This window comes from Pseudonocardia sp. TRM90224 (assembly GCF_021245725.1).
Classification (GTDB): Bacteria; Actinomycetota; Actinomycetes; order Mycobacteriales; family Pseudonocardiaceae; genus Pseudonocardia.
The window spans coordinates 710,171-733,057 of the sequence record NZ_JAJGSX010000001.1 but is presented as its reverse complement, the minus strand read 5'-3'; the positions used below and the strand labels follow the sequence as shown (position 1 = coordinate 733,057).

The 22,887-nt window shown below is 72.4% G+C and carries 21 protein-coding genes and 1 pseudogene; 12 read left to right on the top strand and 10 right to left on the bottom strand.

The features are described from left to right. Positions 1-2: 2 nt before the first annotated feature. Positions 3-2,171, top strand: a complete 2,169-nt coding sequence (locus tag LL648_RS03285; RefSeq protein ID WP_232660849.1) for a caspase family protein — start codon at positions 3-5, stop codon at positions 2,169-2,171. Between the two features lie 15 nt (positions 2,172-2,186). On the opposite strand, the pseudogene LL648_RS03280 reads toward LL648_RS03285, so the two are convergent. From LL648_RS03280 to ssd, 7 genes and pseudogenes are all read right to left on the bottom strand, one after another. Then, a pseudogene (locus tag LL648_RS03280) lies at positions 2,187-2,474 on the bottom strand (Rv3654c family TadE-like protein); the annotation flags it as partial. Between the two features lie 17 nt (positions 2,475-2,491). Continuing rightward, on the bottom strand, positions 2,492-2,803 hold the full coding sequence (locus tag LL648_RS03275; RefSeq protein WP_232660848.1) for a TadE family type IV pilus minor pilin: 312 nt from the start codon (positions 2,801-2,803) through the stop codon (positions 2,492-2,494). 26 nt (positions 2,804-2,829) lie between these two features. Continuing rightward, entirely contained in the window at positions 2,830-3,024 is a 195-nt protein-coding gene (locus LL648_RS03270) for a DUF4244 domain-containing protein (RefSeq protein WP_232660847.1), read from the bottom strand. A gap of 30 nt (positions 3,025-3,054) precedes the next feature. Then, entirely contained in the window at positions 3,055-3,861 is an 807-nt protein-coding gene (locus tag LL648_RS03265; protein WP_232660846.1) for a type II secretion system F family protein, read from the bottom strand. Further along, entirely contained in the window at positions 3,858-4,661 is an 804-nt protein-coding gene (locus tag LL648_RS03260; RefSeq protein ID WP_232660845.1) for a type II secretion system F family protein, read from the bottom strand. Before LL648_RS03260 ends, LL648_RS03265 begins: the two co-directional genes overlap by 4 nt. Continuing rightward, a complete protein-coding gene (locus tag LL648_RS03255) occupies positions 4,655-5,869 on the bottom strand; it encodes a TadA family conjugal transfer-associated ATPase (RefSeq protein WP_232660844.1) in 1,215 nt (404 codons plus the stop codon). Before LL648_RS03255 ends, LL648_RS03260 begins: the two co-directional genes overlap by 7 nt. Next, positions 5,866-6,996 carry a septum site-determining protein Ssd gene (gene ssd, locus LL648_RS03250; protein ID WP_232660843.1) on the bottom strand — a complete coding sequence of 377 codons (1,131 nt, stop codon included), beginning with the start codon at positions 6,994-6,996 and terminating at the stop codon, positions 5,866-5,868. The genes LL648_RS03255 and ssd overlap by 4 nt, the downstream gene beginning before the upstream one ends. A gap of 470 nt (positions 6,997-7,466) precedes the next feature. Here ssd and LL648_RS03245 point away from each other — a divergent pair, with 470 nt between their 5' ends. Next, positions 7,467-8,306 (top strand): HAD family hydrolase, encoded by an 840-nt coding sequence (locus LL648_RS03245; protein ID WP_232660842.1) that lies wholly within the window; start codon positions 7,467-7,469, stop codon positions 8,304-8,306. 357 nt (positions 8,307-8,663) lie between these two features. Here the strand turns inward: LL648_RS03245 and LL648_RS03240 are convergent, their stop codons facing one another. Further along, entirely contained in the window at positions 8,664-9,419 is a 756-nt protein-coding gene (locus LL648_RS03240) for an oxidoreductase (RefSeq protein WP_374111966.1), read from the bottom strand. Positions 9,420-9,646: 227 nt separating this feature from the next. On the opposite strand from LL648_RS03240, the gene acs reads away from it, so the two are divergent. The 5 genes from acs (at position 9,647) to LL648_RS03215 (ending at position 14,958) form a co-directional block, all read left to right on the top strand. Further along, positions 9,647-11,623 (top strand): acetate--CoA ligase, encoded by a 1,977-nt coding sequence (gene acs / locus LL648_RS03235; RefSeq protein ID WP_232660840.1) that lies wholly within the window; start codon positions 9,647-9,649, stop codon positions 11,621-11,623. 28 nt (positions 11,624-11,651) lie between these two features. Further along, complete coding sequence (arfB, locus tag LL648_RS03230; protein ID WP_232660839.1) at positions 11,652-12,080, top strand: alternative ribosome rescue aminoacyl-tRNA hydrolase ArfB; 429 nt, start codon at positions 11,652-11,654, stop codon at positions 12,078-12,080. A 136-nt stretch (positions 12,081-12,216) separates the two neighbouring features. Continuing rightward, positions 12,217-13,419 carry a Na+/H+ antiporter NhaA gene (gene nhaA, locus LL648_RS03225; protein WP_232660959.1) on the top strand — a complete coding sequence of 401 codons (1,203 nt, stop codon included), beginning with the start codon at positions 12,217-12,219 and terminating at the stop codon, positions 13,417-13,419. An 80-nt stretch (positions 13,420-13,499) separates the two neighbouring features. Further along, positions 13,500-14,024, top strand: coding sequence for a phage holin family protein (locus LL648_RS03220; RefSeq protein ID WP_232660838.1), 525 nt, complete (start codon positions 13,500-13,502; stop codon positions 14,022-14,024). A 4-nt stretch (positions 14,025-14,028) separates the two neighbouring features. Next, positions 14,029-14,958 carry an alpha/beta fold hydrolase gene (locus tag LL648_RS03215; RefSeq protein ID WP_232660837.1) on the top strand — a complete coding sequence of 310 codons (930 nt, stop codon included), beginning with the start codon at positions 14,029-14,031 and terminating at the stop codon, positions 14,956-14,958. 9 nt (positions 14,959-14,967) lie between these two features. Here the strand turns inward: LL648_RS03215 and LL648_RS03210 are convergent, their stop codons facing one another. Continuing rightward, on the bottom strand, positions 14,968-16,542 hold the full coding sequence (locus LL648_RS03210; protein WP_232660836.1) for a Na+/H+ antiporter: 1,575 nt from the start codon (positions 16,540-16,542) through the stop codon (positions 14,968-14,970). Positions 16,543-16,585: 43 nt separating this feature from the next. On the opposite strand from LL648_RS03210, the gene LL648_RS03205 reads away from it, so the two are divergent. The 5 genes from LL648_RS03205 (at position 16,586) to LL648_RS03185 (ending at position 21,699) form a co-directional block, all read left to right on the top strand. Continuing rightward, complete coding sequence (locus LL648_RS03205; protein ID WP_232660835.1) at positions 16,586-16,861, top strand: UBP-type zinc finger domain-containing protein; 276 nt, start codon at positions 16,586-16,588, stop codon at positions 16,859-16,861. 200 nt (positions 16,862-17,061) lie between these two features. Beyond that, positions 17,062-18,327: a phosphoribosylamine--glycine ligase gene (gene purD, locus LL648_RS03200; RefSeq protein WP_232660834.1), complete on the top strand. Its 1,266-nt coding sequence runs from the start codon at positions 17,062-17,064 to the stop codon at positions 18,325-18,327. A 252-nt stretch (positions 18,328-18,579) separates the two neighbouring features. Next, positions 18,580-19,590, top strand: coding sequence for a hypothetical protein (locus tag LL648_RS03195; RefSeq protein WP_232660833.1), 1,011 nt, complete (start codon positions 18,580-18,582; stop codon positions 19,588-19,590). 114 nt (positions 19,591-19,704) lie between these two features. Beyond that, a complete protein-coding gene (locus tag LL648_RS03190) occupies positions 19,705-20,865 on the top strand; it encodes a pyridoxal phosphate-dependent aminotransferase (RefSeq protein ID WP_232660958.1) in 1,161 nt (386 codons plus the stop codon). Positions 20,866-20,910: 45 nt separating this feature from the next. Then, on the top strand, positions 20,911-21,699 hold the full coding sequence (locus LL648_RS03185; protein ID WP_232660832.1) for a potassium channel family protein: 789 nt from the start codon (positions 20,911-20,913) through the stop codon (positions 21,697-21,699). Here LL648_RS03185 and LL648_RS03180 read toward each other — a convergent pair. Then, on the bottom strand, positions 21,653-22,795 hold the full coding sequence (locus tag LL648_RS03180; RefSeq protein WP_308190233.1) for a threonine aldolase family protein: 1,143 nt from the start codon (positions 22,793-22,795) through the stop codon (positions 21,653-21,655). The genes LL648_RS03185 and LL648_RS03180 overlap by 47 nt on opposite strands. Positions 22,796-22,887 lie beyond the last annotated feature (92 nt).

Below are 22,887 nucleotides of genomic sequence, written 5' to 3'. Positions count from 1 at the left end.
CGATGGGGCGCCGCGCGGCACTTCTCGTCGGGACGTTCGACTACCGAGACGAAGGACTGGCCCGGCTCGCCGCCCCGGGCCGCGACGTCGAAGCGCTGGCCGCTGTGCTCGGTGACGCTGAGATCGCCGGGTTCGACGTCGTGACCTTGCTGAACCAGCCGCACCACATCGTCGGCGAGGCGGTGGGCGACTTCTACGACGGCCTGCGCCGCGACGACCTCGCCCTGCTCTACATCTCCGGACACGGCGTGAAGGACGACCGGGGTCGGCTGTTCTTCGCCATGACCAACACCCGCCGCGACCAGCTGCTGTTCACCGCGCTCGGGGCCGAGCAGGTGAACGACGCGATGACCGGCTGCCTCTCGCGGCAGAAGGTGCTGATCCTCGACTGCTGCTACGGCGGCGCGTTCCCGAGCGGATGGGTGCCCAAGGGCGACACCGATCTGCACACCTTGGACCGCTTCGGCGGGCGCGGGCGGGTGGTGCTCACCGCCTCGGACGCGACCCAGTACTCGTTCGAGGGCGATCACGTCACGGGCGGCGGCCCGGCGTCGGTGTTCACGCGGCACCTGGTCGAGGGCCTGCGCACAGGGCTGGCCGATCTGGATGGCGACGGTGACGTGGCGGTCGACGAGTTGTACAGCTACGTGCACGACCGGGTGACCGCCGACCTCCCGCAGCAGCGTCCGAAGAAGCAGGACGACGTCGAGGGCCGGATCGTGATCGCCCGCAACGTCAACTGGGCGCTGCCGCCGTTCCTCCGGAACTCGCTGCAGAGCCCGCTGCCGGCCGACCGGCTCACGGCGGTCGACAGCCTCATCCGCATGTACCGCACCGGGAACGGCCTGGTCCGCGAGCGCATTTGGCGTGAGCTCGAAGGACTGGTCGACGACGACATTCGAAGCGTGACGACCGCTGTGCGCACGGCGATGCGGTCGCTGCGGCCGGAGTCGGGCGAGGGTGTTGATCCTGACCCCGACGCCGCCGAGCAGGTAGCGGCGGAAGCCGCGGAACGGGCTCGGCGCGCCGCGGCGGACGAGGCTCGACTGGAGGTGGAGGAGAGCGCCCGGAAGGAGGCAGCCGAACGAGCTCGGCAGAAGGCGGCGGACTCGGCTCGACGATCGGCGGCCGAGCAAGCGCGGCGGGAGGCGGCGGAAGCGAAGCGGCACCAAGCGGCTGAGCAGGCGTCGCAGGAGACCCCCGAGCCGTCTCTTCCTGCCTCTGAGCCGGCTGAGCCGGCGCCGGCTCGCGACCGGTCGCGCCTTCCGACGGCCGGTGGCGTCATCGTCTCGGCCGCGTTGGGCATCTGGCTGCTGACGCACGTGTTCGGCACCATCGAGGATGGCGGCCCCGCGGTCTTCCTCACCGCTCCGGTGCTCGCCGGGGCCGCCGCGGTGGCCTCGACGATCGTGCATGTTGCGCTGCGCAGGCTGAGCTCCGCCGCGCTGGGCGTGCAGGCGGGTGCGGCCAGCTATCTCGCCGGGCACGTGCAGGCTGGTGCGTCGCCCCTCGTCGAGCGCGGCGTCGACTTCGTGGTCGTGGTCGCCGTGGTGCTTACCGTGATCGCGCTGGGGCTCGAGAGCTTCGTGGTGCGGGGTTGGCGCGCGCCGACCGGCTGGTCCGCGACGGCACTGGCCCCCGGAGCCGTCCTCTCGCAGCAGGCCGGCCCCGAGCCGACGCCGCCGGACCTGCTCGCCTGGATCGCAGCAGCGGCGGCGGTGTACGCCGCGCTGCGGATCGTCGTGGCGGGGCTGCGGCGGGCCGCAAATCCGGAACGGCTCTGGCCTCTCGCTCCGTTCGCTCTCGCCGTCGTCGGGTTCGCATGGGCGAACTGGACGGTGTCCACCGATGCGTCGTGGATCGACTACTCCAGTGGATGGACCCTCCCCTTCTCCGCGCTCGCCGTGCTCTACGCGGCGGCGGTGGTCTACTCCCCGGGCGAGCGGCTCGGCGCTGTGTTCCTGCTGGCATGCGCTCTCGCGTACCTCGTCGCACTCGCCCAGGTCGCGCCGTTCTGGAGCCCCTCCTCGTGGGATCTCGCGAACCGCCTCGGCGAGCCGGACCACGTTGCTGCCGGCTCGTGCCTGCTGCTCGTCGCCACGCTCGTCGTGATCGGCTGGAGACGCCGGACCGGCCATCGCCCGCCCGACGGCGACGTCGTGGCCCGGTAAGGGAACCGCGAGCGGGAACTCGACCTCGACGAGCGCGTTCCAACCGAGCAGGTCGCACCGGGCGATCCGGCCGCCGACGGCGCTCGCGATGGCGGTGGCCTCCGCGCACGCGCGTTCGGAACCGAGAGCGGCGGAGCCCGCGGCGGCGAGCGCCGCGAGGTCGGCAGCCGACTCGGCGCGGTGCCGGGTGACGATCGCGGCGCCGAGGTGCAAGCCGGCCACCAGTGCGGTCGACAGCACCGCCACGCAGGCGGCCGCCCACAGCGTCGCGGCCCCATCGTCGTTCGGTCCGGTTACCGGCATCGTTGCTCCTGCGGTGTTCATGGTTGCCCCGGCTCGATTGCGGCGACGGCTCGCCCGCCGACCTGGATGGACAGTGGTGGGAACGGCGGGGCGGACACCTCGGCGACAACCCGCTCGGCCTCGGTGGCGAGCGAGATGGTCGCGCCCTGTGGCGCCAGCTCGGCGGCGATGGTGCGGCCGCGTTCGGGCTCGCCCCTCGCTGCGAGCCGCGCGAGCTCCCGCGCGGCGTCGACGCACCGGATCGAGGATCCGACCGCGCCCATGACGCCGACGGCGGCGACCAGGAAGAGCATCAACGCGCAGAGCGCGATGGCGGCCTCGATCGTCACGGCGCCGTGGTCGGCCGGCGGTGCCGTCAGAAGTTCACGGTGAGCGCGCGCTCCACCAGCGCCGTCAGCGCGGTGGTGACGGTGCCGCTGTTCAGCACGGCGTAGAGGATCGCGGCCACCGTGGCGGCGGTGAGCAACCCGACTGCGTACTCGACGGTGCTCATCCCGGTGTCGTCGGTGCGTAGGTGGCGCATCCGCGCCACGATGCTCGTGCGGGTCATGACTTTTCTCCTTGTTGGTCATCGCAGTGGTCACCACTGCGCGAAGGTGCGGTCGGCCAGCCCGATGACGACCGGGGCGACGCCGAGTACGAGGAATGCGGGCAGGAAGCACAGCGCGAGCGGGCCGGCGATCAGCACCGCGGCGCGTTGTGCACGCGCGTGGGCGGCGTCGACCAGCGTGGAGCGCAGGCGTGCGGCCTCCGTCGACGCGACCTGGGCCAGCGCGGCGCCGGTGCCGGCCGACCGGCCCGCAGCCCTGGCGAACGCGCTGAGCGCCGGGACGTCCTCGACCGTGCTCCATGCGTCGTCGGCATCGGCCCCGAGCTCCAGGAGGCCGGCTACCCTGCGTAGCCGGCCACCGGCCGGCCCGTTCAGCGGCTCGGCGGCTGCTGCAACAGCTGCCGCGACGGGAAGGCCCGCTTCGAGGCAGACGGCGAGCAACTCCCACCGCTCTGCGAGCACGGCCTCGTCGTCGGGCGGAGCCTTCCGTCCGCGCAGGGCAACGGCGCCCACCGCGGCTGCCGCGCCGCCGCACAGAGCACCGGCGATGACCCCCGCGACGAGCCCCGCGACGAGCGCGCTCGCCAGCGCACCCACCACGACCCCGACGATGCCGACCGGCTCGGCGGCCACCGACTCCTCCGAGGGCGGCATCGCCAGCGAGCCGAGCCGGGCGCGGCTCGACGGACGGCCCGTCATCAGCACTGCGCCGGCAACGACGGCGGCAGCCACGGCCAGGCCGGGAGGCAGGTCGGGCGGCAGATGCGGAAACACCGGGGGCAGCGGCGGCGGCAGCTCAGCCGGTGGGGTCGACAGCGTCCTCATCAGCGTGCTCATCGCGGAATCGCCGAGCTGACGATCCGCTCGCTCCACGCCGCGCCGCCCGCCACGAGCCCGACCCCGACCACCAGCAGGGCCTGTCCGAGCACTCGGCCTTTGAGGACGGCCAGCGGGTCGAGGCCGAGCAGCTGGCCGAGCGCGAGCCCCAACGCGGGCAGGACGGTGAGCACAGCGGCCGTCGCCCGCGGCCCGGCCAGGTGTGCGCGGACCGCCTCGCCGAAGCGGAGGCGCCATCTGATCTCCGACTGCACGCCATCGAGCAGCGTGGCGAGCTGGATGCCGTGGCGGTCGGAGAGCGCCCACGCGGCGGCGATGCGGTGCAGGTCGGTGGCCGCAGCCGGGTGGTTCGCCGCCGCGGCGCGCAGAGCGCCGGGAACGTCGTCGCCCAGCTGCGCGGCGACGGCCGCCGGCCCGAGCACCTCCCTGGCGTGCGGTCCGTCGGCAGTGATGCCGGCGAGAGCGGCTGCCGGGTGGCTGCCGGCCCGCAGCTCCTCGGTGAGACGGCCGATCGTGTCGGCGATCTCTCCGGCGCGGATCGCTGCCGTGCTCGCCGCACGACGGCGTACCCGCCGCTGCCTCACGACGGCCGCTACGACCGCGCCGGCGAGCGCACCGCCGGGGCCGGCAGCGGCCAGCCCGGTGAGCCCTCCGATCACGACGGGCGCAAGCGGCCAGCCTCGCCGCGAGACGGTGGTGCCCTTCGACGGCCGCAAGGCGGCGAGCCGAGCGCGGCCGGCAGGGGCCTGCAGGCACAGCAAAGCGGCTGCCAGCGCAAGTGGGGCGAAGGCGCTCACCATGGCGACCGCACCCCACGTTCCTCGAACACCTCGCCGAGCGCTGCCCGGTGGCTGGACCAGCCGGTGGTCCGGCTCCACACCGGCTGCACGACGGCACTGTCGCCCGGCTCTTGCGAAAGCACCCCGACGACGTCGAGCACCCGGGTGCCCGCGGCCGTGCGCCGCATGTGCAGGACAACCTTGATCGCGGCGATGAGCTGGCTGTGCAGCGCCGCGCGCGACAGGCCGCCGAGCGCGGCAAGAGCCTCCATCCGGGCTGGTACCTCGCGTGCGGAGTTGGCGTGGACGGTGCCGGCACCGCCGTCGTGGCCGGTGTTGAGCGCTGCCAGCAGGTCGCACACCTCGCCGCCGCGCACCTCCCCGACCACGAGCCGGTCGGGTCGCATCCGGAGTGCCTGCCGCACCAGCTCGTGCATCGCGACGCCGCCGGCACCCTCGATGTTCGCCGGCCGGGCCACCAGCCGCACGACGTGCGGGTGGCGGGGCCGAAGCTCCTCTGCGTCCTCGACGACGACGATCCGCTCGCGTGGTTCGGCCGCGCTGAGCAGTGCGCCGAGGATCGTGGTCTTGCCGGTGCCGGTGCCGCCCGATACGAGGAACGCGAGCCGAGCCGATAGCACGGCCCGCAGCAGCGCCTCACCCGTCGCGTCGAGCGTGCCGGACGCGCGCAGCGTCGAGATGTCGTGCATCGACTGGCGCAGCACCCGGAGCGACAGGCAGGTGCCGTCGGCCGCGATCGGCGGCAGCACCGCGTGCAACCGGACTCCGATCTCTCCCAGCCACCCGTCGACGTACGGGCTGGCGTCGTCCAGCCGCCGCCCCGCGGCCAGCGCGAGGCGCTGCGCGAGCCTGCGGACGGCGGCGTCGTCGGCGAACCGGACGGGTGCGCGTTCGAGCCCTCGTCCGCGATCGACCCACACCGCCTCGGGACCGGATACGAGCACGTCGGTGGTTCGCGGATCCCGCAGGAGCTCGTCGAGCGGGCCGGCGCCGACGAACTCCTGCTGGAGCACGCGCAGCGCTGCCAGCACGTCGGTGTCGGACGCGACGCCTCCGGACTCCGCCCGGACGGCCTCGGCGACCGCGGCCGGGCTGGTGGCCCCGCCCGTGGCGACCAGCCGGGACCGGACCCGTTCGACGAGGCCACCGCTCGACGTTCTCGGGGTGGCCGCGGCCCTCGTGGGCAGCTGCGCCGTCGTGGTGCTCATGACGCGGCCGCCCATCCGTGAGGAGCGGGCAGGACGTCGAGGATCTTCCGCGCCGCCACGGCGAGCGGACCTCGCGGCCGGATCGGTGTCTCGCCGCGCTCGAGCGCCTGCTCGATCCGCGGCTCCGGGCGCATCGCGGCCAGCAGCGGGAGGCCGATCGCGCGGGACGCCTCCGCTGCGTCGATCCCGCCCGGCGACGGTCCGCGTACGACGAGCCCGACCCTGGGACTGAGCTCCACCAGCACCGATGCGACCTGGGCCGCTGCCGCGCACGAGCGGACGTCGGCCGGCACCAGCAGCACGGTGAGGTCGGACGCACCGAGCGCGGCGATCGCGGCCTCTGTCGGGTAGCGCGGGAGGTCGCAGACGACCGTCTCGCCCGCCCTCCGACCGGAGCTGATGATGCTCGCAAGGGCTTCCGGGGTCAGGTCGAAATCGGTGCGGGCGCACGAGAGCACGCCGAGCGATGCCTCGCCCCGATCGGGACTTGCGCCGGAAGCCTTGCCCCTGACCGGCGGCGCGGGCAACGCCGCGTGCAGCGCGGTGGCCGGTACCCGCCCGCCGCGCACGTCGATGTCGGGCCATCGCAGCCCGCCGAGGTCCTCGGCGCCGAGCACGAGGTCGAGCCCGCCGCCGAGCGGATCGCAATCGACGAGCAGGGATCTGGTGCCGTCGCGGACGGCGGTGACCGCCACCGCCGCCGCCAGGACGGACGCACCGGCGCCGCCGCGCCCACCGACGACCGACAGCGCCGCGCCACCGCCGAAGGTCCCTTCCGCTGCCTCGGCCAGTGCCGTCACCAGCCACGACTCGGCCGTAGGTAACTCCAGCACGTGCTCGGCACCGATCTCGGCGGCACCGCGCCACACGTCGACCGGCTGATCGCCGCCGTACGTGACCAGCACGCCGTCGCGTCGTGGCAGCGCCGCCCGGGCGCACTCCAGCGCGGCCGGGGTGTCGAGCAGGACGATCGGGGCGCTGCGCCATCGTCGCCGCGCCTGCGTGGTGTCGACGACGTGCTGCAGCTCGAACCCCGCAGCCGCGGCGAGCCGCATGATGCCCTCGAGGAGCCGCGGCTCGGACACCATCACGAGCCCGCGCCGATCCTCGTCCGTTCCGACCTGCATGTCGCCTCCTCGATCTGTGCGCTCCGGGGTGGAGCGGCGAGATCAAGCTTGCGGTGCGGCGGGGGGCGGGAACGGGCGATCTCGAAACTGTGGACAACCGGAGGCCGATGTGGACAACTTCGCCGGCGCAGCCCACTTGCAACCGAGGATGTCGGTGTCGTGGGGCATGGTGTGGCGGGGACCGTCCGTCGCCATGCGACGGCCCGCGACGAGGCCGAACCGGGGTCCGGATATGGGACGACCCCCGCCAGGGGGGATTGGCGGGGGTCGTCGGTGGTTCAGCTCCGGGGGGTCGAGCTGAACCGTGTCCGGCGATGCCGGACCACATAACTGTAGCCGCAACATCGCTCCAATGCGCGCCCCTGGACGGAGCATCTCGTGTGACACGCCGCTATTCCCCCGCCTGCGGGACTTCGTAAGTGGTAGTCGCCGCTCATGCCACGGTCGGTCGTCTGGCAAGCTCGCTCGACGTGTCCGGTCTGCAGCAGCACCCGAACCAGTTCCCGCAGCGACAGGCGAAGGCGGCAGCCTTCTTCGACCTCGACAAGACGATCATCGCCGGGTCCAGTGCGCTCGCGTTCAGCCGCCCGTTCCGGCGGCAGGGCCTGATCAGCAGGCGGGCGGCGCTGCGCAGCATGTACGCGCAGCTGCTGCTCCTGCTCTCCGGCGCGGACGCGGACACGATGGACCTCCTGCGCAGGCGGCTCACGGCCCTGTGCACCGGTTGGGAGGTCGCGCAGATCCACGAGATCGTCGCGGAGACGCTGCACGAGATCGTCGAGCCGCTCGTCTACGCCGAGGCGACCGAGCTGATGGCCGAGCACCGCGCGGAGGGCGACGAGATCATCGTGCTTTCCGCCTCGGGTGCCGAGGTGGTGGAGCCGATCGCCGCGCTCGTCGGTGCCGACAGGTGCCTCGCCACCCGGATGAGCGTGGTGGACGGGCGGTACACCGGCGAGGTCGAGTACTACTGCTACGGCGAGGCGAAGGCCGACGCGGCCAGGGCGATCGCCGCCGAGAGCGGGTACCGGCTGGAGGACTGCCGCGCGTACACCGACTCGATCACCGATCTGCCGCTGCTCGAGGCGGTCGGCCACCCGACGGTCGTCAACCCCGATCGCGCGCTGCGCAGGGTCGCTTCCGACCGCGGCTGGCCGATCCTGATGTTCATGGACCCGGTGGCGCTGCGTTCGCGCTTCCAGCCGTCGACGTCGACGTTGGTGGCGGCTGCCGGTGTGGGCGCGGCGGCGACGTTGCTCGGGATCGGGTGGTTCGGGCTGCGCAGGCGCCGCGCGGCCGGTCGTTCGTGATCAGTTCGTGATCAGTTGGGTCATCGGTCGTCGGCTCGCAAGAGGTACGACACCCTCCGTGCCTGAACCGGTGCACGAAATTCAGGCCTTGATGTGTTCCCCATCACCGACTACAAAGAGGTCACGGACTCCTAACGGCCAGGGGCGGTGCGGTGGAGAAGCACCCGTCTCCCCCGGTAGGGCTCCGTACGCGGAAATCGGGCACTCCACGCACAGCACGCCGCGGGAGGCATGTCGTCGTGGGCCTGCGTACCGGGACGCTGGACGCCGAGGCCACAACACGACACGTAGTGCACGCCTGGACCCCGAAGTTCGCGTCGGCGGGCGGCATCCCTGCAAAGGGGTGCCGCCCGTCACCTATTCCCGGGACTTCGCGATGGAGAGGCCCTCGCTGGCGCCGGCCTCCCACTGCGCACAGCAGTGCAGCAACCACCTCGTGAGCCCTTCCCGGCTTCCGCCCGCAAATTCGCCGGCTGCCGCCCGGTACTCGGCCGCCGAGCGGAGGTGACCGACCTCGGGAACGGCGAGGCCCTTCGGGTCGAGGCCGGCCGAGACCGCCGTCAGCCGCGCCGCCGCCCGGGCCACCACCCCGTTCGCCGAGGGGAACGGCTCCAGCGCGAGCAGCTCCCCGTGCACCACGGCCACCAGCACGGGCGCGGGCACGGCGGTGGCGCCCGTGACGAGGTCGGCGAGCAGCGACAGCCGCGCGGAGACCTGCGCCGACGTCGTAGGGCGGCCCAGCTCGGTGCTGTGCCGCTCGGCAGGCACGAGGTCGGCCGCGGCGACGAGGTGGAGCCGGGCCAGCGCCTGCAGCGGTGACGTCCGCCAGATCCCGAGGAGCCTGCCGAGCTCCTCGGCGACCCGGACCGCCCCGGCCAGCACGGGATCGCTCACGGCGGTGCCGTCGCCTGCGTCGAGCGGCGCGCCGTCGAGAGCGGCGGACGCCCTGGCCGCGCGGAGGCCCGCTTCGGCGGCGGTCGCCGGCCAGCCGCGCTGGTTGACCGGATGGTTGTGGACGGCGACGAGCGATGAGCGCGCCTTCTCGACCGCCTCGGTCACGCCGGGTAGTTCGAGCAGGGGCGCAAGCGGGTCGCTCGTTCGGGTCGGAGCCACCTTGGGCATGCTGCCACCCGCAGATGCCGATCGCGGGATGCGACCCACGTTCCTCGACCGCCTGTCGACCGTTCACGACCGCATGCCGACCGTGCCGGGTCTGTCCGGACCGACGGTGCGATCAGCGGATCGGCCCACTAGCGTCGTGCAGCACTACCGCGTAGTCGGGCGGTGACCGTCCGGCGAGACGCCCAGATCAGCGAGACGCCCAGACCAGGAGGGCAAAGATGGCCGCCCAGGAACCCACGCTGAGCAACCTCTCGACCGAGAGCCGCAGCTTCGCGCCCAGCGACGAGTTCGCCGCGCAGGCGAACGCGACAGCGGAGTGGTACGACCGCGCCGACGACGACCGCGAGGCGTTCTGGGCCGAGCAGGCCGACCGGCTGCACTGGAACCGCAAGTGGGACCAGGTGCTCGAGTGGGAGGCCCCGTTCGCGAAGTGGTTCGTCGGCGGTGAGCTCAACGTCGCCTACAACTGCGTCGACCGCCATGTCGCGGACGGTCACGGCGAGCAGGTGGCGTTCCACTGGGAGGGTGAACCCGGCGACACCCGCACGATCACCTACGCCGACCTCAAGCGCGAGGTGTGCAAGGCGGCGAACGCGCTCACCGAGCTGGGTGTCACCGCGGGCGACCGGGTCGCGATCCAGCTGCCGATGATCCCGGAGGCCGTGTTCTCGATGCTGGCCTGCGCGCGCCTCGGTGCCGCGCACAGCGTCGTCTTCGGCGGGTTCTCACCCGGCGCGCTGAAGTCGCGCATCGAGGACGCCGAGGCGAAGCTGCTCATCACGTCCGACGGGCAGTACCGGCGTGGCAAGCCCGCCCCGATGAAGGAGAACACCGACGAGGCTGTCGCCGGCACGCCGACGATCGAGCACGTGCTCGTCGTCAAGCGCACCGAGACCGACGTGCCGTGGACCGACGGCCGCGACGTGTGGTGGCACGAGCTCGTCGAGAAGCAGTCCGACGAGCACGAGGCGCAGCCGTTCGACTCGGAGCAGCCGCTCTTCATCCTCTACACGTCGGGCACCACCGGTAAGCCCAAGGGCATCCTGCACACCTCCGGCGGCTACCTGACGCAGGCGGCGTACACGCACAACGTCGTCTTCGACCACAAGCCCGGCGAGAGCGTGTACTGGTGCACCGCCGACATCGGCTGGGTCACCGGGCACAGCTACATCGTCTACGGGCCGCTCGCCAACCGCGCGACCTCGGTGATGTACGAAGGCACGCCGAACACCCCGCACGAGGGTCGGCACTGGGAGATCATCCAGAAGTACGGGGTGTCGATCTACTACACGGCGCCCACCCTGATCCGCACGTTCATGAAGTGGGGCAGCGACATCCCCGCGAAGTTCGACCTCTCGTCGCTGCGGGTGCTCGGCAGCGTCGGTGAGCCGATCAACCCCGAGGCCTGGATGTGGTACCGGGAGCACGTCGGCCGCAACAACTGCCCGATCGTCGACACATGGTGGCAGACCGAGACGGGCGCGATCATGATCTCGCCGCTGCCGGGGGTCACCGCGGCCAAGCCCGGTTCGGCGATGCGCCCGCTGCCGGGCATCGGCGCCACGATCGTCGACGAGTCCGGCACGCCGGTCCCGCACGGCAGCGGCGGCTACCTGGTGCTCGACCAGCCGTGGCCCTCGATGCTGCGCGGCATCTGGGGTGACGAGGAGCGCTACCGCGAGACGTACTGGTCGCGCTTCGCGGACCAGGGCTACTACTTCGCGGGCGACGGCGCGAAGTACGACGACGACGGCGCGATCTGGCTGCTGGGTCGCGTCGACGACGTGATGAACGTCTCCGGGCACCGGATCTCGACGACAGAGGTCGAGTCGGCGCTGGTCAGCCACCCGACGGTGGCGGAGGCGGCGGTCGTCGGCGCCTCGGACGAGACCACGGGCCAGGGCATCGTGGCGTTCGTGATCCTGCGCGGAAACGTCGCGCAGGACGAGGCGAAGGGCGCCGACGCGATCAAGGCGCTGCGCGACCACGTCTCGAAGGAGATCGGACCGATCGCCAAGCCCCGGCAGATCATGGTCGTCGACGAGCTGCCGAAGACGCGCTCGGGCAAGATCATGCGCCGGCTGCTGCGGGACGTCGCGGAGAACCGTGAGGTCGGCGATGTGACGACGCTCGCGGACTCCTCGGTCATGGACATGATCTCCTCGGGCCTCAAGGACGGGAAGTCGGAGGACTGACGGGCCGCCGTTCGGGCATCCTGTGCGGGTGTCCGACGGCGATCTCCTTGTGCGGGGTCCGCTGGTGCTGCCCGAGAGGGAGCTGCACTGGCGGTTCTCGCGCGCGTCCGGGCCCGGCGGGCAGGGCGTCAACACGACCGACTCGCGGGTGGAGCTGTCGTTCGACCTCGCGGGTTCGCCCTCCGTGCCGGAGCACCTGCGCGAGCGTGCGCTGGCCCGGTTGGGGGCGCGGCTCGTCGACGGTGTGCTGACGATCGCCGCCTCCGAGTTCCGCAGCCAGCTGCGCAACCGCGACGCCGCTCGGGAGCGGCTCGCCGACGTGCTGCGCGCCGCGACGGCGCCCGAGCCCGCGAAGCGTCGCCCCACCAAGCCCTCGAAGGCGGCCAAGCGCCGGCGGGTCGATGCCAAGACCCGCCGTGGCCAGCTCAAACGGCTCCGCGGGCGGCCCGACGAATGAGCGGCTGAGCCTCCTCCGGGGTAGGGTCCAGCGCGGTGTGCCGGGAAGTCTGGTCGGCGATGTCCTTGCCGTACCCGAATCGGAGCCGCCCGTGACCGCTCGCCGCATCCCCCGCCGTGTCATCCCCCGTCGTGTCATCTCCCGTCGTGTCACCGCCCCCGTCAACGAGTTCGCGCGCTACCTGCGCACGGAGACCGTCGGGGGCGTCGTGCTGCTCGCTGCGATGGCCGTGGCGTTGATCTGGGCGAACTCGCCGTGGGGTGACGTCTACACGGCGCTGCGGGATCTACGGGTCGGGCCGGCCGCGCTGCACCTCGACCTGACGATCGGGCAGTGGGCCACCGACGGGCTGCTGGCGATCTTCTTCTTCGTGGTCGGGCTCGAGCTCAAGCGCGAGCTCGTGGTCGGTGAGCTGTCGTCCCTGAGTCAGGCGCTGCTCCCGGTCGCGGCCGCGCTCGGCGGGATGGTCGTCCCGGCGCTCGTCACGCTCGTGCTCGCCTACGGCACGCCGGGCATCGAGAAGGCGTGGGCGATCCCCGTCGCGACGGACATCGCGTTCGCGCTCGGGGTGCTTGCGCTCGCCGGCTCGGCGCTGCCCGTCACCGCGCGTGTCTTCCTGCTGGGTCTCGCCGTCGCCGACGACCTCGGGGCGATCGTCGTGATCGCCGTCGTGTTCAGCAGCGGGTTGAACGTGCTCGCGCTGCTCGTCGCCGCGGCGGTCGCCGCGTCGTACTGGTGGCTGCAGCGCCGGCGCGTGCGTGCCTGGTGGCTGTACGTCCCGCTCGCCGTGCTCATGTGGGCCGCCGTGCACGAGGCCGGGGTGCACGCGACCATCGCCGGGGTGGTGCTCGGCCTGCTGACGAGGGTCCGGCCGGACGACGACGAGGAGCACGCGCCCGCGGTGCGGTTGGAGCACCGGCTGCAGCCGTGGTCGGCCGGGCTGTGCGTCCCGGTGTTCGCCCTGTTCGCGGCCGGGGTGCCGGTCGGAGCCGCGGCGCTGCGCACGGTCTTCACCGAGCCGCTCCCGCTCGCCGTGCTCACGGCGCTGCTCGTCGGCAAGTTCGTCGGCATCCTCGGCGCGGCCTGGCTGGTGATCACGTTGACGCCGGCGGGCCGGCCCCGCGGGCTGAGCTGGCGGGACATGGCCGCCGTCTCGACGCTCGGCGGTGTCGGGTTCACCGTCAGCCTGTTGATCAGTGAGCTGTCGTTGGAGGGGGAGGCGCTGGAGTCGGCCAAGGCAGCGGTGCTGTTCGCCTCTGCCATCGCGTCGCTGCTGGGCGCGGCCCTGCTCGTGCGCAGAGGGCGCGCGCACTCTCGCCCGGACGCGCCCGAGTCCTGACACGGCACCCGCACGGGCGCCGTGGAAGGATGGGTCGTCCGATCATCGATCACCCGAGCAGGACGTGCAGGAGGACCACGGTGGCCAGCTCGACCAGCTCCAACGGCGCGGAGGTTCCGCCCGTTCTCCCGTCGATCCCGCTTGCGCCGGAGCCCGTCAAGGATCCGAGCGAGCAGTCGATCGGCGCGCTCGTGCGTGAGGCCACCTCCCACGTGTCGACGCTCGTCCGTGCCGAGGTCGAACTGGCCCGCGCGGAGGTGACGAAGGAGGTCAAGAAGGGCCTCCAGGGCAGCATCTTCTTCATCGTCGCGCTCGTGATCCTGCTGTTCAGCCTGTTCTTCTTGTTCTTCGCGCTCGGTGAGGTGCTCGCCATCTGGCTGCCGCGCTCCGCGGCCTTCGGCATCGTCTTCGGCGTGATGCTGCTGGCGGCCGGGCTCTTCGCCTTCCTCGGCTACCTGCGTGTGCGCAAGATCCGCAAGCCGGAGCGCACGATCGAGAGCCTCAAGGAGTCGGCGCAGGTGTTCTCGCAGATCGGGCGCGGCGACCAGAACGGCGCGGTCGCACCGCACGAGCTCGGCGGCCGGCACAGCGCAACCGTCCGCTGACGACGTGCGGGGCGCCACAGGCCCCGACCCGTCGTCGGTCCGGCTCGCCGGACCGTGGACCCACCGCGACATCTCGGCGAACGGGATCCGCCTGCACGTCGCCGAGTGCGGCACCGGGCCGCTCGTCGTGCTCCTGCACGGCTTCCCCGAGTTCTGGTGGGCGTGGCGATACCAGCTCACCGGTCTCTCGGCCCGTGGATTCCGCGTGGTCGCGGCCGACCTCCGGGGGTACGGCGCCTCCGACAAACCGCCGCGCGGCTACGACCTGTGGACGCTCGCGGGCGACGTCGGCGGCCTGATCGGCGCGCTGGGCGAGACGTCGGCGCACGTCGTCGGGCACGGCTGGGGCGGCGCCATCGGCTGGACGCTTGCGACGCTGCACCCGCGCAGGGTCCGTTCGCTCGCGGTGCTGGCCGCCCCGCACCCCATGGCCCTGCGTGCGGCGGTGGTGCACGAACCGCGTGGCCAAGGCCGGGCCACCGCTCGCCACGTGCTGGGCTTCCAGGTCCCGAGATGGCCGGAACGGAGCCTCCGACTGCACGACGGCGCGGGCGCCGAGCGGATCATGCGGGCGTGGTCGGGCCGGCAGTGGGCCGGATCCGTCGACTTCGAGGTCGCCGTCCAGCAGTATCGCAGCGCCATCCGCATCCATCCGGTCGCGCACTGCAGCCTGGAGTACTTCCGGTGGGCGGCGCGATCGCAGCTGCGCTCCGACGGGCGCCGTTACGCCGCGGCCATGGCCACTCCCGTCGACGTCCCGGTGCTGCAGGTGCACGGCGCCGCGGACCCGTGGGTGCTGGCCGCGACGGCGGCAGCGTCGGACCGGTGGATCAGCCGCCCGCGGCCCGTGCACGTCCTCCCGGAGGTCGGGCACTTCCCGCACGAGGAACGGCCGACCGAGACGACCGCGGTGCTAGCTGATTTCCTGGGCTGAGGGACGGGCCTAGTTGGCCTCGTCCCTGGCCAGCATCGCCTCTTCGAAGTCGAGCCGCCGCAGAACCCGGCGCAGCACCTCGTCGTCGATCGCGCCGGAGTTGCGCCGGTCGACGAACAGCTCACGCTCCTCGGTGAGCATCTCGCGGCGCAGCCGCCGGTACGCGGCGCCGGGGCTCTCCCCGGCCTCCTCGTCGGAGCGGCCCAGCTGCTCCCACACGGCGTTGGCGTTGAGCTGCGCGAACCGGCGCAGCTTCTCGGCGGTGTGCGCGGTCGCGCTGCCGGTCTCGGCGGTCAGCTCGTCCAGCCGCGCGATGGAGGCCTGCACCGCGTCGTACTGGGTCTGGGCCTCGGCGAGCATGTCCTCCTGGAACCCGTTCTCGCGCACCCCGAGCTTGCGGATCACCGTCGGCAGCGTCAGGCCGTGCAGCAGCAGCGTCGCCACCGTCACGAAGAACGCCAGGAAGACGATCTCGTCGCGGTACGGAAGCTCCGGTGGGATCGCGAACGCCGCGGCGAGCGTGACGACACCCCGCATCCCCGACCACGAGATCACGGCGGGCACGTGCCAGCTCGGCATCGGGTCGCGCTTGCGGACGCCGCGGAAGAGCGCGCGCGGGAGGTACGTCGCCGGGAAGACCCACACGATGCGGGCGAGCACGACGGCCGCAGTGACCACGATCCCGCTGACGATCAACGGCCCGATCTCGCCGACCTCGGCTACGACCGACGTGAGCTGCAGGCCGATCAGCGCGAACACGATCGACTCCAGGATCGAGTCGCTCGCGCGCCAGACGGCCGCCTCTTGCAGGCGGGTCGCGTAGCCGCTCTGCGGGGCGTGGTGGCCGAGGTAGAGGCCGGCGACGACAACCGCGAGCACACCGGACGTGTGCGCCTGCTCGGCGAGCACGTACACGACGAACGGGACGACGAGACCCAGCGCGGCCTCGATCGTCGGGTCGTGCAACCTGCGCCGGACGTGGTGCACGAGCCAGCCGACCGCGTACCCGATCGCCGTCCCGCCGACCGCCGCGAGCAGGAACATGCCGGTCGCGCCGAGCACGGTCGTGCCGGCCCCTGCCGCGGCGGCGAGGAACACCCTGAACAGGGTGAGCGCAGTCGCGTCGTTGACGAGGCTCTCCCCGCCCAGGATGGTCATGACCCGGCGGGGGAGGCCGAGCCTGCGGCCGACCGCCAGCGCGGAGACCGCGTCCGGTGGCGCCACGACCGCGCCGAGCACCAGCGCGGTCGCGAGCGAGAGCCCCGGCACCAGCCACCAGGCCACCAGGCCCACGCCGAAGGTGCTGAACGCCACGAGCCCGACGGCGAGCAGCCCGATGGGCCGCCTGTTGGCCTTGATGCCCATGTAGGACGACTCCAGCGCCGCTGAGTACAGCAACGGGGTCAGCACGAGGAGCATCACGATGTTGGGGTCGAACTCGACCAGCTCGACGCCGGGCAGGAAGGACGCGGCGATCCCCGCGACCACGAGCACGAGCGGAGCGGAGACGTCGAACCGCCGGCACACCCACGTCAACGCGAGCGATCCGACGACCAACGCGAGCAGCGTCACCTCGATGTGCATGGGTACCTGGTGTCCTCGATCGTCACGGGTAGCAGGATGTCCCATGATGAGCTGCGAGCACACCACCCCGTTCGAGGCGCCCTCGTGGTCCGAACCGGTCCCAGAGGACCGGGGCGGCTGCTACGACTGCCTCGCGGCCGGTGACACCGTCTGGGCGCATCTGCGGATGTGCATGACCTGCGGGCACGTCGCGTGCTGCGATTCCAGCCCGCACCGGCACGCCACCCAGCACCACAAGGAGACCGGGCATCCGGTGATGCGGTCGTTCGAACCGGGTGAGCGTTGGCGGTGGTGTTTCGTCGACCACCGCATCGTCTGAAGCTGCTCGTCGGCTGCCGGCTAGGGGCTGTCCTGTAGGCCCCGGACCACGCTCTTCGCGCCGAGATCGCCCCTGGCGGCGTTGCCGCCACGACCGGATACGCCAGGTATGACGGATCGCGGCGGCGCCTTGCCAGGAGCAACCTCGATCCCGAAGCCCGCGGCCCCCGGCCTACAGGACAGCCCCTAGGATTCCACGACGTGCGCGTCCTGGTAGTCGGATCCGGTGCTCGTGAGCACGCCATCGTCCTCGCATTGGCGCAGGACCCCGAAGTGACGGCCATCGCGTGCGCTCCCGGAAACGCCGGCACCGCCGCCGTCTCGGAGCAGCTGGGTGTCGCCGCGAACGACCCCGTTGCGGTCGCGGCGCTGGCGCGGCGCTGGTCCGCCGACCTCGTCGTGATCGGGGCGGAGGGCCCGCTCGTGGTCGGTGTCGCCGACGCCGTGCGGGCCGAGGGGATCACCTGCTTCGGCCCGTCCTCCTCCGCCGCCCGCATCGAGGGCTCGAAGACCTTCGCCAAGGACGTCATGGCAGCCGCCGGCGTCCGCACGGCCGCGTCGGAGACGGTGGACAACCCCGCTCGTCTCGACGCCGCGCTGGGCCGGTTCGAGCCGCCGTACGTCGTGAAGGACGACGGCCTCGCGGCAGGGAAGGGTGTTGTCGTCACCACCGACTACGACGTCGCCCGCGCGCACGCCTGCACGTTGCTCGACGGCGGGCACCCGGTGCTGCTCGAGTCGTACCTCGACGGGCCGGAGGTCTCGCTCTTCTGCCTCGTCGACGGCGAGACCGTGGTCCCGTTGCTGCCGGCGCAGGACTTCAAGCGGGTCGGCGACGGCGAGTCGGGGCCCAACACCGGCGGCATGGGCGCGTATGCACCGCTGCCGTGGGCGGACCCCGACCTGGCCGAAACGCTCGTCAGGGACGTCGTGGCGCCCGTCGCCGCCGAACTGGTGCGTCGCGACGTGCCGTTCAGCGGTCTGCTCTACGCCGGGCTGGCGCTGACGTCGTCCGGCCCGGCCGTGATCGAGTTCAACTGCCGCTTCGGCGACCCGGAGACGCAGGTCGTGCTCCCGCTACTGCGCTCGCCGCTCGCGGCCGCGCTGTGCGCCACCGCGACCGGCAAGCTGGCCGACCTCCCGTCGCTGCAGTGGTCCGACGGTGCGGCGGTGACCGTCGTCGTAGCGGCGGAGGGGTACCCGGGCACCCCACGGCTGGGTGACGTGATCACGGGCTCCGAAGCGGAGGGTGTGCTGCACGCCGGCACCCGTCGTCGCGACGATGGTGCCGTAGTCACCGCAGGTGGCCGGGTGGTCTCGGTCGTGGGGACGGGTGCCGACCTCGACGAGGCGCGGACCGAGGCCTACCGCAGGCTCGACGCCGTGCACATCGCAGGGTCACACCATCGCACCGACATCGCGCTCCGCGCGGTGAACGGCGAGATCGCTGCACCGACACCGAGTTAGGTTGCCACCCGATCGGGTGATGTTGAAGAAGAGTTTCGTGGCCGTCACGGTGACGCATCGTGCGTGCATATGGCCCCTTTTGGAGGCCAATCGGGTGCCGTCTGACAGGGGGTCAGCACTTGCGTCCAAATGGGTGGAAGTGGATGGTTTTCCTGCCCGGACGGGCTATGCCGTCGTTGCTCCCCGTGACGGCCGAGGGCCGGAGTTGGGTCCGGGTCGACCGTTCGTTCCCCCGAGAACAAGAGGAAGCGCATGACAAAGAACGCACGTGCACGGCACGCCGCGCCGAGCAAGACTGCTCGTATCGCGCGTCGTGCGGCGGTCGGCGTGGTTGGCGCGCCGCTCGCCATGCTGGCCGTCGCAGGACAGGCCGGCGCCGCCGAGATCAACGTCGACGGCGCGATCACCGACGATGACGCGTTCGGCGCTGTCACCGTCAACGACGCGCCGAAGGGCTTCGACCTCGCGTCGCTGCCCGTCGACACCGGTGTTGCCGACTCCCTCCTCGGTGGTGGGCTCCCCGTCAACATCACCGACCTGACCAACCTCGGTCTGCCGTCCACCCCGGACCTCGGTGGGGCGGACGTCCAGTCCTTCAAGGGCGGCGGGCTCCCCGGCGTGGACGCGCTTCCGGCGCTTCCGGGCCTTCCGTCGGTTCCCGGTTTGGACGCGCTCGCCCTCCCGGGCCTGCCGTCGCTCCCGGGCGCCGGCGCCGTTGCCCTCCCGGCCCTGCCGTCGCTCCCCGGCGCCGACGCCGTTGCGCTCCCCGCGCTTCCCGGCACCGACGCATTGGGTGCGCTCCCGGGTCTGCCGGCGCTTCCCGGCACCGACGCGCTGGGTGCGCTTCCGGGTCTGCCGGCGCTTCCCGGCACCGACGCCCTGGGCGCGCTTCCGGGCCCGGACCTGTTCTCGGCCATCCCGGCCGTCGGTGTCGTTCCGTCGCTGCCGGCCGAGCTGCCGGATGCACCGGGTCTCGACGTCCTCGACGGTGTCACCGACCTCGTTGCGCTTCCCGACCTCCCGGTGGACCTCCCGGTCGACCTGCCGGTCAACGTGCTCGACGGGGTTCTCGGCGGCGGGGCCAGCCAGAACGTCGCGGATGCCGACTCGGACGAGGCGGACGACGAGGACGCCGACTCCGACGACGCCGACGACGAGTCGGAGGATGCGGACGAGTCCGGCTCCAACGACTCCGGGTCGGGCGGTTCGGACCGCTTCTCGGCGACGGACCTGGTCTCCGGCACCCTGGGTGGCCTGTTCTAAGGCGATTCGTACACAGCAAGCGGCATGATCCGGCGGCCGTCCTCCCACGGGAGGGCGGCCGCCGCCGCTCAGGCCCTTACGCTCGTCGGCGTGAGCGCTCACCCCACCGCAGCTATGCCGGCCGTCGCCACCCGCGCCCAGATCCCGCCGTTCCACGTGATGGACGTCTGGGCGGCGGCGGGGGAGCGCCAACGAACCCACGGCGATCTGGTCAACCTCTCCGCGGGGCAGCCGTCGACCCGGGCACCGGAGCCGGTGCGCGCGGCGGCCGCTGCCGCCATCGAGGGCGACGTGCTCGGGTACACCGTCGCGCTGGGCGTTCCGGAGTTGCGTGCGGCGATCGCGGGCCACTACGAGCGCGTCTACGGGATCGACGTTCCCGCCGAGCAGGTGGTGGTGACCACCGGCTCGTCCGGCGGCTTCCTGCTCGCCTTCCTCGCCGCGTTCGACGCCGGCGACCGCGTCGCGATGGCGCGCCCCGGCTACCCCTGCTACCGCAACATCCTCACCGCGCTCGGCTGCGAGGTCGTCGAGCTGCCGTGCGGGCCGGAGACCCGGTACCAGCCGACCGTCGCGATGCTGGAGGCGCTCGACGAGCCCGTGAAGGGCCTGATCGTCGCCAGCCCGGCCAACCCGACGGGCACGGTGCTCGACCCGGCCGAACTGGCGGCGCTCGCCGAGTACTGCGAGCGCACCGGGGTGCAGCTGGTGAGCGACGAGATCTACCACGGGATCTCGTACGAGGGCGCCCCTGCGACGTCCTCGGCGTGGAGCACCTCCCGCGAGGCGATCGTCGTGAACTCGTTCTCGAAGTACTTCTCGATGACCGGGTGGCGGCTGGGCTGGCTGCTGCTCCCGCCGCGGCTGCTGCGGGCCGCTGACTGCCTCGCCGGCAACTTCACGGTCTGCCCGCCCGCCCTCGCGCAGCGGGCGGCACTGGGCGCGTTCGAGCCGGCCGGTTACGCCGAGGCCGATTCGCACGTCGCCAGGTACGCGGTGAACCGCAGGCTGCTGCTGGACGGTCTGGCGGCGATGGGCATCAACCGGCTCGCGCCGGCCGACGGGGCGTTCTACATCTACGCCGACGTCTCGCACCTCACCGGCGACTCGATGGACCTGGTCTACCGGCTCCTCGCGGACGTCGGGCTCGCGATCGCGCCCGGCATCGACTTCGACCCCGTCGACGGCCACCGCTGGGTCCGGTTCTCCTGCGCCGGCGCCACCGAGGACGTCGAGGAGGCGTTGCGCCGCATGTCGGGCTGGATTTCCCGGTAGTTCTGCTGGTCCCGTTCCGGGCGTGGCTTGCCTACCCTGCGGGGCATGTCGAGCGCCGACGAGCCACGCATCGCAGCCTGGGACCGCAAGGTCGACATGCCGTTGGCCGGGCTGGCGGTGGTGTTCCTCGCCGCCTACGCGTGGTCGGTGCTCGACACGTCGATCGATCCGACCGGTGCGACGCTGCTGGAGATCGTCCTCACCGGGACCTGGGTCCTGTTCGGTCTCGACTACGTGGTCCGGATCGTGCTGGCCGAGCGCAAAGTGCGCTATGTCCTGACCCACCTCGTCGACCTGCTGATCCTGCTGCTGCCGATGTTCCGGCAGCTCAGGGCGTTGCGGGTGATCACGGTGATCAGCGTCCTGAACCGCCAGCTGCGCGACGACGTCCGCGGTCGGGTGGTCGTGTACGTCGTGGGCGCAGTGGTGCTCGTGGGATTCGTCGCCTCGCTCGCCGTGCTCGACGCGGAGCGCGACGCGCCCGACTCGTCGATCACGACGTTCGGCGAGGCCGTCTGGTGGACGCTCACGACCATCTCGACCGTCGGCTACGGCGACCGATACCCCGTGACGTTCGAGGGCCGGGTGGTGGCGGCCTCGCTCATGGTCGCCGGCATCGCGTTGCTCGGCGTGGTGACCGCATCGATCGCGAGCTGGTTCGTCGCGAACCTGCGCTCCAGCACGGCCGAGGCGGCTCGTGAGGTCGAGGAGGAGCTGCAGGAGGTCTCCGCCGACGTCGGACGCACCGAGGCGCAGCTCGCCGCGGTGCTCTCCGAGCTGCGGACGATCAGCGCCCGCTTGGACGCGCTGGAGCGCGCGAGCCGCCCCGCCTGAGCGAGCGGCCCGACGGACCCGCGCCGTTGCGCGCCGGCTCGCCGCGGCCGGGCTCGGCGGGGCCGATCCGATCGAGCGCCGTCGTGATGTCCGCGTCGGAGATCTGCGCGTGGGTGACCAGTCGGATCTGTCCGGACATGGGCGCCGCGCGCACCCCGACCGCCTCGAACCGGCGCAGCTCGCCGTCGATGTCGGCGGTGCTGATCAGCACGATGTTTGTGGCGGGTTTGCTCACCTGCCAGCCGCGTTCCTCCAGACCGTCCGCGAGCTTCCTGGCCCGCGTGTGGTCGTCGGCGAGGCGGTCGATGTTGTCCAGCGCCACCAGCCCGGCCGCCGCGACGACACCACCCTGCCGGACCCCACCACCGAGCATCTTGCGCAGCCGGCGCGCCTCCTCGACGAACTCGGCGGACCCCGCGACCACCGAGCCCAGCGGGGCGCCGAGCCCCTTGCTCAGACACACCTGGACGGTGTCGGCGCCCACCGTGAGGGCTCCGGGCGGCACGCCCAGCGCGACCGAGGCGTTCCAGATCCGCGCCCCGTCGAGGTGCACCCGCAGCTTCGCCGCCCGGGCGGCGGCCGCGACCGAGGCGTGCTCCTCGGGTGCCGTGACCGTGCCGCCGGAGGCGTTGTGGGTGTTCTCGAGGCACAGCAGCGTCGTGCGCAGCGCGAAGTAGGGTCCGGCGCTGCCGGCGGCCCGTCGCACCGCGGCAGGCGAGACCTTGCCGGGCCCTGCGTCGTGCTCGAGCGGGCGCGGCATCCCGCCGGCGAGCCACGCGGCCGAGCCGAGCTCGGAGTCGAGCACGTGCGCGCCGATCGGGGCCAGGAACGCGTCGCCGCGGCGCAGGTGGCTCATCAGGGCGATGAGGTTCGCCATCGTGCCGGTCGGGGTCCAGAGCGCGTCCGACGCGCCCAGCAGGCTCGCGGTGCGCTGCTCCAGCTCGCGCATCGTCGGATCGCGATCCAGCACATCGTCGCCGACATCGGCGGCCGCCATCGCGGAGCGCATTTGCTTCGTGGGGAGGGTGACGGTGTCGGAGCGGAGATCGATCGGGGCATCGCCGGCCGCCCGCCGGGCGCGTGATGTGGGTCGCACGACATCTGATTCAACCAGAGGCGTCGAACTGGTCGCGCAAGAGTCACGGAACGATTACGACGTTGGACCGTTGGGGGGAACCCGATTGAGCC

Bases quoted from the DNA above. Each gene is read 5' to 3' on its own strand.
- LL648_RS03285 (WP_232660849.1), top strand. From the start codon at position 3: ATGGGGCGCCGCGCGGCACTTCTCGTCGGGACGTTCGACTACCGAGAC.
- LL648_RS03185 (WP_232660832.1), top strand. From the start codon at position 20,911: ATGTCGAGCGCCGACGAGCCACGCATCGCAGCCTGGGACCGCAAGGTC.
- LL648_RS03255 (WP_232660844.1), bottom strand. From the start codon at position 5,869: ATGAGCACCACGACGGCGCAGCTGCCCACGAGGGCCGCGGCCACCCCG.
- acs (WP_232660840.1), top strand. From the start codon at position 9,647: ATGGCCGCCCAGGAACCCACGCTGAGCAACCTCTCGACCGAGAGCCGC.
- LL648_RS03190 (WP_232660958.1), top strand. From the start codon at position 19,705: ATGCCGGCCGTCGCCACCCGCGCCCAGATCCCGCCGTTCCACGTGATG.
- LL648_RS03195 (WP_232660833.1), top strand. From the start codon at position 18,580: ATGACAAAGAACGCACGTGCACGGCACGCCGCGCCGAGCAAGACTGCT.
- LL648_RS03260 (WP_232660845.1), bottom strand. From the start codon at position 4,661: ATGGTGAGCGCCTTCGCCCCACTTGCGCTGGCAGCCGCTTTGCTGTGC.
- LL648_RS03265 (WP_232660846.1), bottom strand. From the start codon at position 3,861: ATGAGCACGCTGATGAGGACGCTGTCGACCCCACCGGCTGAGCTGCCG.
- LL648_RS03210 (WP_232660836.1), bottom strand. From the start codon at position 16,542: ATGCACATCGAGGTGACGCTGCTCGCGTTGGTCGTCGGATCGCTCGCG.
- LL648_RS03270 (WP_232660847.1), bottom strand. From the start codon at position 3,024: ATGACCCGCACGAGCATCGTGGCGCGGATGCGCCACCTACGCACCGAC.
- ssd (WP_232660843.1), bottom strand. From the start codon at position 6,996: ATGCAGGTCGGAACGGACGAGGATCGGCGCGGGCTCGTGATGGTGTCC.
- LL648_RS03205 (WP_232660835.1), top strand. From the start codon at position 16,586: ATGATGAGCTGCGAGCACACCACCCCGTTCGAGGCGCCCTCGTGGTCC.